Below are 16797 nucleotides of genomic sequence, written 5' to 3'. Positions count from 1 at the left end.
TTTCTAAATAACTTTATGACGAGGCGGTTTATATCTGAATGGAATGCTGAATTACACCTAGATGACTTCGTTTTCGTGTAGCTTCAAGACTGCTTTTGTTCGTTTGAAAACAAATAGTGATACTTTAAATAACGGATTCATGTTGCAGTATCTTCTTATATTAGTTGTTAATGATTTTTGTTTCTGAAATTTAGGCAGTCATTGGTATAATCCCAGGACCATATAAACAGCTTCGAAAGGAAATTGATATCATACGGTTTTAATATTAAATCAATAAATGTAATAAATATTACTGTTGCAAAGTCTAATCAAAATAACATTATTTCGATTTCCCCTAATAAATTTTTATAATGAATATAGAAAGTACTAATTGAAGCAACTATAAAATATGGAGTAGCTGGTCCGGTTTCGAATACGTAATCGTCATAAATTACATAAACTGATATAAGTTGTTTTGGTGAGAAGTTATATTTATCAAATAAAATTTTCAAATCTCGATAAAGCAAATCTCTTGGTTCGTCAATCGAGCTCTCAATTGAAAATTGACCTGCTAAACTACCCCACCATATTTGAAATGATTGTCGTATTTCGTTAAATTTTTGTAAGTTTTCTTCATTAGCGTTAAAGAGTTCATGATAATAAAAATCCCCTAGTAAAAAGTCGTTTGAAACATCTTTGTCAATAGCTTGGCAGACATCATTCCATAATGTTCTAAAGCAATTTTCAAAATTAGGTTTAAATAAAAAAGGCGGCACCGTGAAATTTGGATATTTAAATTTATTAGTTTTTCTATTTTGATTAAGGAATATATTTTGAATATAAATTAAAAAATTCAAACTTGTAGATGCATCGGTTCTCATCACAAAAGAATTCATTTAGCTTCACGTCCAATTTAGTATTGAAATAACTATTTATAGGGAGGGTTATGCAGCAAAAAAGTTGTACAAAATATTTTTTTGATTTATTCAAATCTTAGCTGGCTAATTTAAATTATCCAGTCATTTATCTTTTAAAGAATCAAAAAGAGGCTTATATTGGGGGACCATATATTATTGAGCTTTTTGTAATCAATTACTCTTTTCTAAGAATGTATCTTATTTTCTTTTTAAGTAGAAAGATTGGTTCTTTATTAAACAGTTATAATCCAAAAAATACTAACAGTAAAGGCTATTACCACGCCAGCATAAATCGAACCTAAAGCATATTTTTTAAAAATAAAATTATGAATACTTATCATCAAAAAACAAAAAGCGAGTATTACTTGTTTCCAAATAGGTTTATCGAAACTTTCTTTATGCCAAATAAAATCATAAAGAAGACTGATTACCATAATAGTAAGTATTACTACAACTATTTTCTTAAGAAAATTAGATTTCTCCAAAACCTATAGATACCCCCTTAATATGGATATTAACTTTTTTTAGCTAATATAAAAAGTTTTTATTGAGGCAATTAAAAAATTGCCCCCATAGATTCGGCAAGGTTATATAAATACATACAATAATCAGCGCTGAAATTAACCGAAGATTCGAAAATCAATCCTCTTAGTAGTACAATAACATTAGCTATAAAAGATTCAAAATCAACTTTTGTAAATAATTGAACAAAAATTGATAAAAGTGAATCATTTACGTTTCGATTAGAGGTTTTGAGGAACTACCGATGAACTCTGAAACTCCTTTATGTATTGCTGGAGCAGGCTATATTAATACAAGAATGCTACTCCTTTAGCTACATAACAAAAGGACTTCCTTTTTTCAAGGGAAGCCCCTTAATACAATACTACTTTACTTAATTAGTAAATTAACAAATGATTTAATTATTTATTAGAGATCTCATAATACGTATCATAAAGGTTTTTATAGTTATCTTTTAGCTTATTAATATTAGTGGAATCATTTGAAATAATATCAATAACATCACTACTTATATATAATAAATATTCATTGGAATAGAATGAAATATATGCTCCAGTTAATCCTTTTTTAACACTAAAACAGTAATTATATACATCTAAAGGATCTAAGTTTTTTATAGAAGCATAAATTACTCCATCATTTGTATCGCCTTCTAGTAATACATCCTCTTTCCAATTTTTCAAGTGAATAATTTGGCCAATCTTTGTTTTAGCTGACTTACGTTTTTTATTGAAAATATATTCAGAAACAAAGATAGCATTAATATCTTTTTTTCTATTAAATAATTGATTAATAATTAATTGTAGGTTAACTCTACTTAGCTTCTCAATATCAAATCGTATCCGATTGTCTTCATGGACTTGGAAAAAAGGTGTCACTTGAGTACAGTCAAATTCAATTTTAAAGTCTTTTAACTTTACCAAAATGTATCAATCTCCTATTCTATTTAATTCGGCATCATAGGTTCCTGAACGTGTTTTCTTTGAACCTAAATTTTTTATAGAGCTGGCGCCTTTCCATACTCCTCCATTATGACCATCTTGATCTATTAGAATATATTCAGGTTGTCCTTTTTAAATATTTTAGCTCCATGTGACTTGGTTATTGATACCAATAGGGGATTTTTCAGAAGATGTACTTGCTAAACCTCCTTTAAATATGAGTGTTGGTTTTGTACCACATGTAGAACCTAAAATCAGGATTTGAATAGGTTATTAATAGCCTACAATTTTTTTATTAATAGAAGTAATTCAAATACAAATATATTAAAAAGGACAATTACTCCTAAAATGATAAATACGCTCTGTGTAGCAATATCTAGAATGAAGATTACTGTTAATTAAATTATTATTCCAATAAGCATTTCTAAGTAACCTTTTTTTCTTTCACTCATAAATTCAGCTCCTAAACTAACTAAATTGGTATATAATTGGGCTATCAGTTTCCTTGAATTCTTTTCATTTAAAAGCCTTTAAGATGCTATTAAATATGACAAACTCCACTTTTATTAAAGTGGAGTTTGATCGGACTGAGGCAACCATTTATTTAGAGCGTGTTTCCTCGTTCGCACGTTTTCTATCACCGAAAACGTGCTGCAACTTAATGATTAGTAAGCTTAGACTTCTTATTTTTAAAGAATTTCACAATCAAAACGATGATAATTGTCCAAAAAGCAAAAAAACCTATTGTAAAAAAAATATCAAAGTAATTCACGCTCATCGCTAATACCTCCTTTAAATATAATCGTTATCTAAAATGGTACTGTATAAGTAACCTTTCTTTTATATGCAAATCCTTGACCACCCTATGGGGGCACCATAAAACTGTAAATTAATCTTCATTGGAAAAAACTTTATTAGCATGGCGAATAGTAATAATATTATCATTTGGATTAATTAAAACAACAGTATCCCATGTAGGTTTAATTTGAAGTTCACCTTGTTCATCGACACGAATTATTGCATTTAGTTCTAGAATACCTTCAATAATAATGATCTCTTTTGCATCGTTATCTTTTATAGCTCTTAACCCGTCTTTGAAACGAATTTTCCAACCGAAAAAATCTACTTCATTCATTTTAACAACATCACCTATATGCATATTTAATATCTCCACTCTAAATAAAAACTAAAAAACTTAAATATATTTAATTTAAACTAGTTTAAATTGTTTAATCAATATCGGTATTTTTTTTAAATAAAGATACGAATGCTAAAATTAAATATGCTGCAGCTAGTATTTTTGTCCAGTCCTTATAATCATTAGGTATAAATTTACTGGTGATAAACGCTAATAGTGCCGCTATTATATGAGTTGAAATGCTTTTTAATTTTGTATTTTTTATCTTAAATAAATATATTAATGATTCAGCAAATAAAATAGAAAGTAACAAAATAAGAAAAAGAATAAGTAAATTAATAAATATGTGTATTAATGCATAACCCAAAGTTTTCACCTTCTTTTAAAAGATTAAAAAAGGATATCAAACAACTATTTTAAATTGACTTTTACCAGTAAGAAAATAAGTCGTGTATAAATCAGAACTTGTAGCGCTTCCTTTTAAACTAGTTTAAATTGTTTAATCAATATCGGTATTTTTTTTAAATAAAGATACGAATGCTAAAATTAAATATGCTGCAGCTATTGTTTTTATCAAATCCTTATAATCACTAGGTATATATTGACTGGTGATAAACGCTATTACTGACATTAATATGTAAGATAAAATGCTTTTTAATTTTGTGTTTTTTATTTTAAATAAATACATTAGTGATTCAGCAGATGAAACGATAAGTAATAAAATACATATACTTATTAATATATAACCCAGAGTTTTCACCTTCTTTTAAACGTTTAAAAAGGGTAACAAATAATCGATACCCTTTTTAAAATTAAATTTTTCTATAATAGTCTCGTGCTCCTAACCATTCCTGTCCATATCGAGGGTATGTTACTAACATACCACTAGCAATAAAATTTTTAAAATCAACTTTTGTTATAAACTGAACAAAAATTGATAAAAGTCGGAAAACTATCTTTTGCTTTCTAACACGGCAAGTATTGAGGTGTGTGACAATCGCTGAGGAATAGATCTTGAAGTATTGCAGAACGGACAGGTTGTTAGTAGAGTTAATAGAGAGTAGTTCATTTTGAGAATAGCTATAAAGTAGAAATGATTAATGAAGAGATAGAGCAAGTGATTATTGCTCTTGTATGTGAAAGCAGATTAGCAATAGCTTTTTCAGCATCGCTATAAAAAAATAGAAGAAGGAGGGTAAACAATGATACAGTTGCATATTGAAAGTAAGAAAAAACCGGCAATTTATCGAAAGTTATTGTTACCGAAGAACAGTAGTTTTTCCGTGCTAGATGAAATGATATTACTTAGTTTTGATTTGGATGGGGCAGACTATTTTGATTTTGAAGTTGTTAAAAAAGATGGACGAGTTTCTAAAGAGAAGATTTGTTTTTTACCTAAAAATGATACGGAGTTAGATACAGATGAAGAGTTGGTGGATGAATGGCTTCGAAAATCTGGTGATGAAGCCATTGCACAAGTTATTGATGCTAGTGAATCATTTACTATTCGATTAGAGAACAATGAGAATTTATCGATGAACTCTGAAACTCCTTTATGTATTGCTGGAGTAGGCAATATACATACAGGTAAAATGGACAAGATTAATTTGAAGGAAATTAATGAACTGATGCGGGAGAACGAAGAGGCAAATAGTTTACTCGAAGACCTAGAGCCAGATTATCTTACTTTATTGGAGCTTTCTAATGACTTAAAAAAATTAAAGCCATGGCAATATTTTAGGGATGATGAAGTCGTTGCCATTCACTTTGAAGATGTAGATTACAAAGTACTTGTTTCTGTTATGGGAGCTGGTGGTGAAGAATTTGGGTTAATGATTTTTGACATGGAACTTGGCTATGATAGCTTAGCGAAGATACTTTATGAGAAAAATATACCGAGTGATTTCTCCTATGATTTAAATGCTTTAACTGTAAATTTTGTTGATAGAGAAGAGTTAGATACAGCAGATTATCTGCTCATTAAAGATTGTGGGCTGTCGTATAGAGGGAAGAAGAACTGGATTCAATTCCGTAGCTATTTGGAGGGAACGCATCCTGAAAGACCAAATTGTCTAGAGGTAGAGCTATTAATTGATGTCGTAAGTAGGATGATTAATATTACAGAAGCTCGGAAGGATGGCTGGGAATATCCACAGCTAGCTGCACATCAATATCCAACGTTTAAAGTGCAAATGGATGGTGAGTTACAAGAAATCTATATTTTGCAAATAAATATACCAAAGCCAACGTATGAGTGCTACACGGAAATTTCGATGTTTGAAAAAGCAAAATATAAGAAAAAGCCTAAAAGCGCATTACAATTAGAATATGATTTATTTTACATGCCTTTTGGCGTAGAAATGGAAGAGACGAACCGCACTGTTTATCCTATTGCTGGCATGCTTGTTGAACGAGCAAGCAATTTGGTTATTGAACACGAATTGTTCTCTCTTCCTAAAACGCCACCAATTGCACAAGGCGTTTTATGGTCATTTTTACAAAGCTTAGAGGTAAGACCAAGTAAAATATTTGTCTCTAAAGAGTTAAGACCAATGCTTCAACCACTAGCTAAAATTGTAGGGATTGAACTTGTAGAAAGTGAACTCCCTGGTATTCGAGAAGTGAAAGATTTTATGGAAACCGTTCCAATGGATTTATTTGAAGAATAGTGTATAACCAGACCACACATTTCTGTAACTTTAGCACAGCTAAATGTGTGGTTTTTATAGTTGTCGTCTTCGCTCAGCAGTCGATTCATCTAAATTAATTTTTAGATTCACACTTATTCCTAGGTCATGATGAGCAATCAGGTGAAAAAAGAAAATGAAAAAGATACAGATATTTAATGTTGAGGCTGGGACATAACTGGTCAAAACTTTAATAAGCGCGAGAAATCAAGTTTATAAATGTTGATTTCTCGCGCTTTTCTGATGTGAAATTTTTTTTTGCTTTGAAAATATACTTATGTCCCAGCCTCATTGAATACTGATTCACTTGTGGAATATATGTTTTCTATTTAGTGATTTAGTCATAGGATAATTTTATCAATAGTATTGATTAGAATTGTTTAAAAATATAAAATAAATATTAATTTGAGTTTTTTTGTTATTGATTTACATTTTCGGGATTTATCATGACAATTTGGATTTTTCCAATGGATTCGTACAGAAGAGGAGCAAAAAAGAAATTTTAATGCAGTACAAATAAAGGGGTAGTTGATGATGATTAAGGTTAAGCATTTAGTAATAGGTTTAGGATTGAGTTTACTGCTATCAGGTTGTAATAGTAAAGAAGATGTTAAAGAAAATACTGAAATCAGTGCTGAATCAGAAATTCAAGCATTAGAAACACTTTTGAAAGAAAAGAAATATGAAGACCTTTTAGTTAAAATGGAAACTTTACATTTACCAGAATCAGAAACTGATAAAATGAAAGCGACGGTCGGTACAAAATTTGTAGACCAATTAATAAAAGAAAAAAATACTGAATTTTTAGGCTCAAGATATAACAGAATGAGATTAATTGTCAGTCGTGATAATTGGAGTAAGATGGAAAAATTTGTGGGGCAAGGTGAAAAAATAAAATTGGATGAAATGGAACAAGCGGTTAGAAGTAATGATTTTCAAAAGATTAAGGAAATGTATGAGAATGAAAAATTACTAAAAGAAGATGATGAATTTTCTGCCATGTATAATTATGCTCTATATTTACAAACAGACCAGAATTCTTACAAAGCGTCAGGAGCTTTAGCGCTTGCTGTTGATCCTAACTACGAAGGAAGAATGAGAGATGAAATTGTAGCAGGTGTAACGAATACCTCATATAAGAATCCATTAACGTTCGGACCTATAACTATGGATGATTGGAAATATATAGAAAGTGAGTATCGAGAAAATTTAGCCAATATGGAAAGAATAGCTATTGGAGAAAAAGAAAGAAAAGAGAGAATTGAAAGTGCTAGAGGTAAGAATCCTACACTTGGAATGACATACGATGAAGTAAAAGCATCACTATGGGGTGAACCTGTTGATGTTAATAGAACAGTAACACAATACGGGACTCATGAACAATGGGTTTATGGAAATGGTCAATATCTTTATTTTGATGATGGCGTTTTAACAAGTTTTCAAGATTAACTATCTTTTAACTTTTGTATACGGCAAATTTCCTGTCAACTCTAATCTTTATAAAAACGCATGAGTTAAGTAATTATATAAATATGCGAAGCAGTTTGGTCTAGCATCTGCTTTTAAGGGAACACCTGTTATACAGGAAGTTCCCTCTTTGTTTTATAGGGTAGCAGAATATCAAAATAACATTTGAAAAAAGGTGTTTTAGGGTTTTGAGATTTTCCCAACCGATAACTGTTATCTACGGAGAATGAATATTTTTGCTATAGGTACCTGCGAATAAAATATTGTATTCGCAACATCAAAAAGCAAAGTGGCTGCCTATCATGAATAAACACTATCACATGTATCAGGTGCTGGTTCATAGAAGCAATGATTTTTAAATTGACCAGTAAAAGGTTGACCGTACCATGTTGGAGGACATGGTGCGTATGGATTGAAATACCAAAGCGCGTATTTCGCTGGATGATCTCTCCAATAATCCAGCGTCATTTTTGCTAATCTTAATTCATTAGCTCGCGCTCTTTGGTAAAACATATTCCCTTTTTGAACAGCTTCAAAAGAATAATTTCCTCCCTGTACTTGATAAATAACATCATTAATTGTTCGTAAATCTTTAAAATCTAAACAGTCTGCTACAAGACGATTCACAATGACATTGCCAACATATAGCATTCCTTGGTTTCCTTCACCTTCCGCTTCCGCTCTCATCATCCTTGCCACCAAGCCAACGTCAGCATCTATATATTTTACTCTTGGCATTTTTTCACCTCCAACATATAGTATGAAAAAAAGCCTTCATTCTTGAAAACTAAAATTATTCATTCGGAAAAAGTGATGATCTATAAGAAAAGGTTGAAAAGTCATTTCAAATTCTTTCGTGGAAGTAGGGCAGGTTTATTAGTCGTTTTCTATATCGAAAATGCCACAAGTAGTAATGTGTAATAAAAAAATCATGTGCTTTATAACACATGATTTTTTATATTCTTTGTTTATTTTTAAAAAAGGTACAAATATTTAAAATAACTCCTATAACGAACATAATGATTGTATTTAATGCAAGGATCACCACCATAAATCCTCCTGCAAAAGCAATTCCTTCTCTTGTGTTATCTGGTTCAAAGGCTTTAGCATAACTGACCCCTAAATATACAAAGCTACCGACTATTATCGGAATTAAAAGTGCCATCCCGATTGCAGAAACCCATAAAGGGATCTTCTTAGTTTTGTATAAATATGTTGCTAAATAATCACAAATTACAATAGATAGTAATAAAACGATCCAAACGATAGCATCTCCGTTCATACTATACCGCCCCTTTGATTATAGGGTATATAAATTTGTAAATTTTATCAATTAAAAATTTTTAACCTTTGCATTGTTCTTCCTAAGATATGGTATGGAAAAAATCCTACATTCTTGCCACTAAAAATTTTTTATGTAACACAATCAAAAAACACGCTATCTATGCTGTTAGCGAAACAGTAAGATGGCGTGTTTGTTTTGTAGTAATCAATTATACCTCGACATAATTGCGTCCGAAGGCTTTAACTTGTTTCAGCGGATGTTTGGACACCCAAGTTAAAAATTCTTTTTGAAGTACGGTGTTTTTTTCATTACGATACATACTGGAATCGCGATAATTAAACCGACAACGTTTTGGATTACGTCTCCAGGAATTGATGCCATAGGGGCAACCCAGCTTTTGAACATAATCGCTTGCCCGATATAGTAGACCCCAATCATCACGGGCATTGAAACAACTGCCGCTAATATGTTTAATCTAACGTCGTCGCCTTTATGTCCTTTAGACCAAGCGATTTTACCAACGATGGCACCTTGTAATGCGCGGGAGATTATTGTGGTTGGCGCCCAAATTAACCAGCCACCTACGATATCGAATAAGCCCATTCCGATTGCTCCTGCAAGTGCCCCTTTTTTAGGACCAAATAAAATTGACGTGATCAAAAGCATGGCTGTCCCTAAGTGAATAAGTCCACCTTGCCCGAATGGTAGCCTAATATTGATGAACATTGTCGCGACGAAAACAAGCGCTGCAAGAATTGATGTAATGACTAAATCAAATGTTTTCGTGCGTGGTTTTGTATAGGATTGACCTTGTATATTTTGCATCTGCATATCCTCACTATGATGAATTTTTCGATAATTTTAACTTTAGCAAAGGACTGACTATCGTAAAAGTGCCAATTTGATAAAAATATTAAAGGTCAGTTTGTTTTTTATAAGTGTGCACATTTTCGCATCTTTGTAATTATGATACGATGAAGAGAATATATGCAGGATTAGTTAGGTGGAGAGTATGATGAAAAAAGTTGCTGTGATTCAGGATATGTCATCCTTTGGCAAGTGTTCGTTAACGGCTGCGATGCCTGTGCTGTCAGTGATGGGTGTTCAGGCGGTGCCATTACCAACTGCAATTTTAACGGCGCAAACAGGGTATTCGAGTTTTTATTGTGAGGATTTAACATCAAAGATGGATCATTTTGTGGATGAGTGGAGCAAACTTGGTGCGACCTTTGATGGCATACATACAGGTTTTGTGACAGGAAAGGAGCAAATCGATAACATCTTTCGATTTTTAAATGTGTTTCACTCGAGTAAAACGACGCTACTCGTCGATCCGGTCATGGGTGATTTGGGCGAGGTTTATAAAATGTATACAGGCGAGTTGCTTGATCGTATGAAAGAGCTAGTGAAGAGTGCGGACATTATTACACCAAATATTACAGAATGCTGCTTGCTTACAGGTTTGTCATACGAGAAGTTACAGAGCTACCAAGACGATTCAGATTATATAAAGGCGTTAGAGGAAGCGGGTCATCAACTGCAGCAGGAGACAGGTGCGAACGTCATTATTACCGGATTAAATCCGCCGCCAGCAGACGAGAACAAGCGCTATGTAGGCAATATGTATGTCGATGCACATCGTTCATTTTCTAGCATTCGAGAATACAACGGCGAGAGCTATTCAGGCACAGGAGATTTGTTTGCATCAGTCATTATGGGTGGCATGATGCGCGGTCAGGATTTAGTTGAATCGATGAAGCTTGCAGAGGCGTTTTTAGCCGCATCAATTGAAGCTACGTCAAAGGAGCAAATTCCGCGCGAAGCAGGCGTGAACTTTGAAAAGTTTTTACGAATGCTACTTTAGAAATCTTAGACGTTTTATAATATTTTTAGGGTATTCATCCCTTTATTGAAGGGCACCGGCTGTACAGCACGCCTTCTACACAACTAGGGATGGATTTTTTGTGAACAGGAAATAATGAAAATCATGACTTGGGGAGGTGTATAATGGATTCAATTAGATATTACGTAGTGCAAGTAGATGAGCGCTATTACCAGGGGGAAATTGACCTTCTAACATTTACAGATGACGAAGAACAGGCCTTTGCGTTTACGGATATTGTAGCTGCAAACCAGTTGGCTAATGAGGTCAAAGGAATCGTCCTGACAAGAGAAGTCAGTTATATGGAGCTAGAAGACTTTTCAGCACAATATCTGGTTGAGTACGAAGGATTGCCAAAAGAAGAGCGTGACGCTATAGAATCATTTTGTAGGGATCTTAGTATAGGAATGTTTGAATAAATGAAGAATCGAATCTTTTCGGCTCTTTTTTATGCAGTTTGCGGCTGAACTTAAGCATTCTATACCTCTAAATCATGTACTTTAATAATTTGTTTAATGAAATAGTGAACAGCCCTTAGCCACGAATGATGTTGCGGGCATTTTTTGTAATATTAAGTGTGAATTGTGCGTGTAGCACTTATATGAGGTGAGGAAATTGAAACTACTAGATGAACTTGTGGATGCATTTTTATATGGAAATGATAATGAAATGTCGTATGTGTTAAACCGTCGAACGGGTGAAGTTCTTTTGGATGCGCCCGAGGCTTTAACTGGCGAGCCTGAGATTGATTGGGATGATGAAGAGGTGGCTGCGGATTTAGCGATGATTCCAAGCGTTTCATCGTCTGAAATGTATGATGTCATGGTCAGCTTTTCTAAAAAGCAACCAGATTCGATTTCGATTCATTTAATCAATGTACTTAACGGAAACAAGCCTTTTCGATTTTTTAAGGAAAAAATTAATGAACTAGACATTGAAAATCATTGGTACGAATTTGAACAGAATTATGCTAAGAGAAAAATGACAGAGTGGCTAGAAGAGTTTTGCAAAATTGAAGTTAGCTAATTAATAAAGTAACTTAAAAATTTTAAACTGCATAAAACGTTAGAGAAAAATCTATTGCCGCTTCATACAAGGCTAAAGTGTACCCTATAAGATAGACACTTTGAAAGAAGTCTATCCTATAGGGTACTTTTGTTTATAATGAGAAAAAAGAGAAATCATTTTAAAAGCGTATCAACTTGTGAAGGAAATAGGACTAGGGCAATCTATGTCACGTCGAGGAAACTGTTGGGATAACGCCCCTCAAGAATCCTTCTTTGGTCATTTTAAAGATGAAACCAATCTGAAAGCATGCGATTCATTAGAAGAAGTAAAACGAGAAGTGAAAAGTTATATGATGTATTACAACCATTATCGAGGGCAATGGAACTTGAAAAAGCTGCCGCCTGCAAAATACAGACAGCAGCTTCAAAAGGTTGCCTAGCTTTTTTTCAAAATGTCCTTTACAAAGGGTACACTTTAGGCTATGAAGGATTTTTTATTAATTTTGTTTTTATGAGAGAAAAAATGCATTATTTTATTAGTAATCCAAAGCGCTATTAGCACAATAATCGCCGCAATACCATGGCGTACAAATGGTAACACTTCAGATAACGGATATGGATTTATCGGTCCAGGTTTTGGAGTTGACATCAAATAATATATGATTCCACGTTCTGAAATCACAAGAGATATTACAATTATGATAAAAAAGATTATTACTTTTAATATCTTCATTTTCTAACTCCTTTAGATTTATAATCAATGATTATTTAGACGAATTTAAACATTAATAAACGCAAAACATAATTATTCGATTAATTACTCTCTTTGTAAAATTCTATAACTGCTTGAAATGAGGTTGGGAAAGGTTTTAATCCTAGATCAACAGCTTTCGCATCTGAAAGTAATTCTTTTTCCCTATTATTCAAGATAAGTAAATAATTTTTGACTTTTGATGTACGTAGTTCTTTCAATTGTTGGGCATCAAAATAAATATATGTTGGTTTGTTTTTTTTCACATTTACTTGCTCTATTAATATAGAAGATTTTCCTTTTTCATCTATTTTGACTATATCTACATAAGTATTATAGGGAATTGGTTCTAATTTCATTCCTTCAATAGGAGCTTTAGTAACTAACGTACCATCATCTATTAAATATTTAAGTTCTTGTTTGTTTTTTCCTATCCATTTAGGAATAGGAGAAACATTTATATTTTCTGTGTTTTTCAAATCTAAGTCAAAAGCTTGATTATAAGTATCATTATTTACTATAGTATCATTTTCCGTAACGAAATAACGTTGAATAGATGATGCTTGACCGCTATATAAACCCTCTATTCCTGAATGTTCGAGTGGGAAAAATATTAACTCATTCATCCCATCTTTATCCCATTCAATGTTAATATTAATTTCTACTGAGGACTCTGGTTGTACATCATATAAAATAGAATAAGCCCATTCATTAGAGTTATTCATTTTAACTTTCGCTACTTTATTACCTTGCATAAAAAAACTCTGAACATTCATATTTTCTTTTGTTTTATTTTCGAACACAATTGTACCCAAAATATGACGTTGATTCTTATTTAACTTTATATAAGGATAGGAGACATCCTTCACCTTTATAGATTCTAAATTATCTTCATTAGGAAGGAATCCTAAAACTTGAGTATAATATGAATCTATATCTGGAGCAGAGTTAAAAAAAGGATAATCATTATTAATTTTCACATCGGGAGAATCATTAGACACTTCTTCAAATACTTTTACTTTTGTCTCTGTTTGTTGTATATTTTCTGTCTTTAAGTAAACCAGTATTCCTATTAAAAGAGTTAACGTTGGTATAAAAACAAATAAATATTTATTTTTCATCTATTCGCTCCTTTATTAAGAAAAAAGATTTAATCCAAATAGCGATTAAATCTCTTTTATAGTAGAAAATAATTAATATTAAGTTTTTTAGTATTTCGCAGAATCAGAAGTATATCCTGTAAAAGTTATATTTGATGAATATCTATTAACTGTATGGCGTGTTAGGGCTTCCCATACATTAGTACCTGATAAATCAGTAGTCTCAATTGTAGAAGTAGCTTTAGAAGGGAATACTTTCCATACCGTAGTTGAAGCATAGTTCCCTTGAATATAACTTAAACCCGCAGTTCTTATAGATGTTTGTGCAGATATTACATCGAAAATACCACCGTCTTGAGATATCCCAGTGCTCTTAACTTTTCCTTTCGCATATGAAATTTTAGTACTTCCATTTGTATATCTTAAAGCTTCGTTAGCTCTAGTTAAAGACTCACCACCGGGGAAAGTTATTTCACTAGGATAGTTTTCAGTTTCGAAAGATTCCCAAGCCTTATCCCAATCTACTTCATCATTCGATTCATTTGCTTCAGCAAAAGAGTTACTTCCAGCTGATAAAACAAAACCTGCAATTAAGAATGGTGTTAACAATTTTTTGATTGTCATATAAATTCGCCTCTTTTCTTTTTTGTGATGTGAATACCATACCACTTGCTATAAAAGTTTTAAAATCAACTTTTGCTATTTTATTAACGAAAATTGATAATTCAGATAACTTGACTTAATTCATTCCTTAATGTTTTAAAGTGATGTTCAAATTAGATTAAAAAGGGGATGATGCTTTACTGCCAATTTAACAGAGGGCTTTTCTTAGATTTTTTTTGTTTTCATCACTACTTTCTTGCTTTTCTTTTTTTGCTTATGTTAGTACAAAACCATCAGCTATAAAGTTTCAAAATCATTTTTTGTAGGTTTTTCTACAAATTCTGAAGATTGAAGAGCAATCAGCTACAACTCTGACATTCACACATGTTACATACAGAATAAGGTGCTTTAAACCTGCAGATTGTAGGTGACCACAACGGAGTCTTTGAACAAGGGAGATTGTTATTCCTAAAGTTTTTATTAGCAATGTGGCATATCATTTAGATTAAAGTATGGATTTAAAAATTCTTACTAGAAATCTTAGTATGTAAAGCATTATGAAAATATGGTCTAGTAGGGGGATTTTTAAAGATGAATCAGACAAAAGCAAATTTAAATTGGCGACCTAAAGGTTTTCTTCAGTGGCTACTCACAATCCTCTCTTTGGTTGTATGTTTTATTATCATTATAGTGGCATACTATATTTTTAATCCAAGTAATATGGATAAAATAATGAGTTTGCTTGCATGGGGGGCTTCTATATTTCCGATTCTTCTAGTAGTTACAACATTAATAATAATAGTTTTATTAGCTCTTTCTTTTTGGAAGAAAACCTTCATTGCTCTTACAGTTCTAATTCCTACTTTATTGTTATTAATCTTTTTAATTGTGCAGCCAATTAGTAATATGAAAAGCTATGCTAAAAGCGAGAATGTATCGGTTTCTCTTAGCCCACATTTTTTCTATAAACAAGATATCTCAACAAAGACTAGTGTAGATGTGGTGTATGGGAAAACTACGGACAGCATTGAATTAAAACTCGATGTGTGGCCAGCAAAGAAAAAATCAGAAGATGTTTTAACACCTGTCATTGTTCAAGTGCATGGGGGTGGTTGGGTAAGTGGAGATAAAGGCCAAGTTCAAGACTGGAATCAGTGGATGAATGATCAAGGGTATACTGTTTTTGATGTCCAATACCGTATGCCTCCTGAAGCAAGTTGGAAAGATGAAGTAGGGGATGTTAAATCGGCGTTAGGTTGGATTTTGCAAAATGCAGATACGTATAAGATTGATCCGAACAGAATCATTTTAATGGGAGAGTCTGCTGGGGGAAATCTAGCTATGCTGGCTGCATATAGTATGGGAGATAAGCTATTACCACCATCAACGGATGTTCCGGATGTGCCGATCAAGGCGGTGATTAACATGTATGGACCGTCAGAAATGACTGACTTTTACAAGAATAATCCAAGTAAGAATTATGTCCAAGATGTTATGAATAACTACATTGGAGGTTCACCATCTGAATACCATGAGCGTTATAAAATGCTTTCCCCATCAAGCTATATCCAGAAAAATACGCCACCAACAATTACGTTTTTAGGAACGAGTGACCGTATTGTTCCTGTAGAGCAGGCGACCGTATTGGATGAGAAACTAACTAAGAATGGTGTAGCACATGAACTTTATCTTCTTCCAAAGGTCGATCATGGCTTTGATGCAAATCCAGGTAGTTTGAGCACACAATTTGCCAAGGAGAAAGTAAAAGCATTTCTTCAAAAATATAATTAATAATCATTACGTAATAGGAGAACCTTTGAAGGCATTATCCCTTCAAAGGCTTTTCTATTTAGAAAGTACATGTATGATTATTATCCGTCTCAAAGTAAATATGAAAATGCTTACTGCAATTTGGATTGAAAAGAGTATTACAATGCTTACAGTTTGTGCTATTCATATATTCATGAATAGTTAATTCCTTTTTACATACGCCACAAAATATTGCTTTTTCATCAAAGTCTTCTTTCTTCCATGACTGAATTTGATGATTTGAATTTTCCTCATGACATTTATAGCAAGGATAATACTCTCCACAACATTTAAATTTAATTGAAATAGTATCTTGCTTATTAGAATAGTGTTTACATCTTCCTTGATCATCAATAACATTTCCTAGAATGTTCATATTTTAAACCTCTTTTCATACATGAAATCTACTTAAATATTTATTGAACTATGAAGTGTAAGTTCTTAAGAAACGTTCAATGTAAATATATAAATGCAAGCATATAGACATTAATAACATTCCGAAGCTTATTACGAATAAACCCATTCCACCCCAACCACCTATAATAAACGACATGAGAACACTGATCCCCAAAAAAATAAGTGTTATTTTGGCAGCTTTTCTTTTATTTTTAACGATTAACATACTTATCAAGAACACAATTACATTAGCAAAAAAACCTATTGCAATTGGAATTAGAATATCTTTATCCATTTTTCTCCCAGCCCTTTC

The 16797-nt window shown here is 32.3% G+C and carries 18 protein-coding genes and 2 pseudogenes; 7 read left to right on the top strand and 13 right to left on the bottom strand.

Annotated elements, in window-relative coordinates:
- Window positions 1-308: 308 nt before the first annotated feature.
- The 6 genes and pseudogenes from ACQKMV_RS07685 to ACQKMV_RS07660 all read right to left on the bottom strand — a co-directional run bounded on the left by ACQKMV_RS07685 (window position 309) and on the right by ACQKMV_RS07660 (window position 3864).
- The gene (locus ACQKMV_RS07685; RefSeq protein WP_427503225.1) at window positions 309-875 is read right to left on the bottom strand and encodes a hypothetical protein; all 567 of its coding nucleotides are present in this window, start codon (window positions 873-875) and stop codon (window positions 309-311) included.
- Between the two features lie 254 nt (window positions 876-1129).
- Window positions 1130-1381, bottom strand: a complete 252-nt coding sequence (locus ACQKMV_RS07680; RefSeq protein WP_427503224.1) for a hypothetical protein — start codon at window positions 1379-1381, stop codon at window positions 1130-1132.
- A gap of 438 nt (window positions 1382-1819) precedes the next feature.
- A complete protein-coding gene (locus ACQKMV_RS07675) occupies window positions 1820-2341 on the bottom strand; it encodes a hypothetical protein (protein WP_427503223.1) in 522 nt (173 codons plus the stop codon).
- A gap of 6 nt (window positions 2342-2347) precedes the next feature.
- Window positions 2348-2491: pseudogene (locus ACQKMV_RS07670) on the bottom strand (toxin C-terminal domain-containing protein); the annotation flags it as partial.
- A gap of 757 nt (window positions 2492-3248) precedes the next feature.
- Window positions 3249-3518 (bottom strand): hypothetical protein, encoded by a 270-nt coding sequence (locus ACQKMV_RS07665; protein WP_427503222.1) that lies wholly within the window; start codon window positions 3516-3518, stop codon window positions 3249-3251.
- Window positions 3519-3588: 70 nt separating this feature from the next.
- The gene (locus tag ACQKMV_RS07660; protein ID WP_427503221.1) at window positions 3589-3864 is read right to left on the bottom strand and encodes a hypothetical protein; all 276 of its coding nucleotides are present in this window, start codon (window positions 3862-3864) and stop codon (window positions 3589-3591) included.
- Between the two features lie 835 nt (window positions 3865-4699).
- On the opposite strand from ACQKMV_RS07660, the gene ACQKMV_RS07655 reads away from it, so the two are divergent.
- Both ACQKMV_RS07655 and ACQKMV_RS07650 read left to right on the top strand, forming a co-directional pair.
- Complete coding sequence (locus ACQKMV_RS07655) at window positions 4700-6166, top strand: DUF7309 domain-containing protein (protein ID WP_427503220.1); 1467 nt, start codon at window positions 4700-4702, stop codon at window positions 6164-6166.
- Between the two features lie 552 nt (window positions 6167-6718).
- Window positions 6719-7633, top strand: coding sequence for a hypothetical protein (locus ACQKMV_RS07650; RefSeq protein WP_427503219.1), 915 nt, complete (start codon window positions 6719-6721; stop codon window positions 7631-7633).
- Between the two features lie 318 nt (window positions 7634-7951).
- Here ACQKMV_RS07650 and ACQKMV_RS07645 read toward each other — a convergent pair whose 3' ends face one another.
- The 3 genes from ACQKMV_RS07645 to ACQKMV_RS07635 form a co-directional block, all read right to left on the bottom strand.
- Window positions 7952-8389, bottom strand: a complete 438-nt coding sequence (locus ACQKMV_RS07645; protein WP_427503217.1) for a cell wall hydrolase — start codon at window positions 8387-8389, stop codon at window positions 7952-7954.
- Between the two features lie 217 nt (window positions 8390-8606).
- Entirely contained in the window at window positions 8607-8933 is a 327-nt protein-coding gene (locus ACQKMV_RS07640; RefSeq protein ID WP_427503215.1) for a hypothetical protein, read from the bottom strand.
- 276 nt (window positions 8934-9209) lie between these two features.
- Complete coding sequence (locus tag ACQKMV_RS07635) at window positions 9210-9761, bottom strand: ECF transporter S component (protein WP_427503214.1); 552 nt, start codon at window positions 9759-9761, stop codon at window positions 9210-9212.
- Window positions 9762-9951: 190 nt separating this feature from the next.
- Between ACQKMV_RS07635 and ACQKMV_RS07630 the strand changes: the two genes are divergently transcribed.
- From ACQKMV_RS07630 to ACQKMV_RS07615, 4 genes and pseudogenes are all read left to right on the top strand, one after another.
- A complete protein-coding gene (locus ACQKMV_RS07630) occupies window positions 9952-10800 on the top strand; it encodes a pyridoxamine kinase (RefSeq protein ID WP_427503213.1) in 849 nt (282 codons plus the stop codon).
- Between the two features lie 143 nt (window positions 10801-10943).
- Window positions 10944-11237 (top strand): hypothetical protein, encoded by a 294-nt coding sequence (locus ACQKMV_RS07625; protein WP_427503212.1) that lies wholly within the window; start codon window positions 10944-10946, stop codon window positions 11235-11237.
- A 196-nt stretch (window positions 11238-11433) separates the two neighbouring features.
- A complete protein-coding gene (locus tag ACQKMV_RS07620) occupies window positions 11434-11844 on the top strand; it encodes a UPF0158 family protein (protein ID WP_427503211.1) in 411 nt (136 codons plus the stop codon).
- Between the two features lie 172 nt (window positions 11845-12016).
- Window positions 12017-12265, top strand: a pseudogene (locus ACQKMV_RS07615) (IS3 family transposase); the annotation flags it as partial.
- A 35-nt stretch (window positions 12266-12300) separates the two neighbouring features.
- Here ACQKMV_RS07615 and ACQKMV_RS07610 read toward each other — a convergent pair.
- The 3 genes from ACQKMV_RS07610 to ACQKMV_RS07600 all read right to left on the bottom strand — a co-directional run bounded on the left by ACQKMV_RS07610 (window position 12301) and on the right by ACQKMV_RS07600 (window position 14300).
- Complete coding sequence (locus ACQKMV_RS07610; protein ID WP_427503210.1) at window positions 12301-12558, bottom strand: hypothetical protein; 258 nt, start codon at window positions 12556-12558, stop codon at window positions 12301-12303.
- Between the two features lie 80 nt (window positions 12559-12638).
- On the bottom strand, window positions 12639-13697 hold the full coding sequence (locus tag ACQKMV_RS07605; protein WP_427503209.1) for a hypothetical protein: 1059 nt from the start codon (window positions 13695-13697) through the stop codon (window positions 12639-12641).
- Between the two features lie 87 nt (window positions 13698-13784).
- Complete coding sequence (locus ACQKMV_RS07600; RefSeq protein WP_427503208.1) at window positions 13785-14300, bottom strand: hypothetical protein; 516 nt, start codon at window positions 14298-14300, stop codon at window positions 13785-13787.
- 570 nt (window positions 14301-14870) lie between these two features.
- Here ACQKMV_RS07600 and ACQKMV_RS07595 point away from each other — a divergent pair.
- Entirely contained in the window at window positions 14871-16070 is a 1200-nt protein-coding gene (locus tag ACQKMV_RS07595; protein ID WP_427503207.1) for an alpha/beta hydrolase fold domain-containing protein, read from the top strand.
- 58 nt (window positions 16071-16128) lie between these two features.
- Here ACQKMV_RS07595 and ACQKMV_RS07590 read toward each other — a convergent pair whose 3' ends face one another.
- A complete protein-coding gene (locus ACQKMV_RS07590) occupies window positions 16129-16464 on the bottom strand; it encodes a CHY zinc finger protein (protein WP_427503206.1) in 336 nt (111 codons plus the stop codon).
- Window positions 16465-16797 lie beyond the last annotated feature (333 nt).

Origin of the sequence: Lysinibacillus sp. NPDC094403, assembly GCF_050278745.1 — a bacterium.
Lineage (GTDB): Bacteria > Bacillota > Bacilli > Bacillales_A > Planococcaceae > Lysinibacillus.
This window is presented reverse-complemented; position numbering and strand designations above follow the sequence as displayed.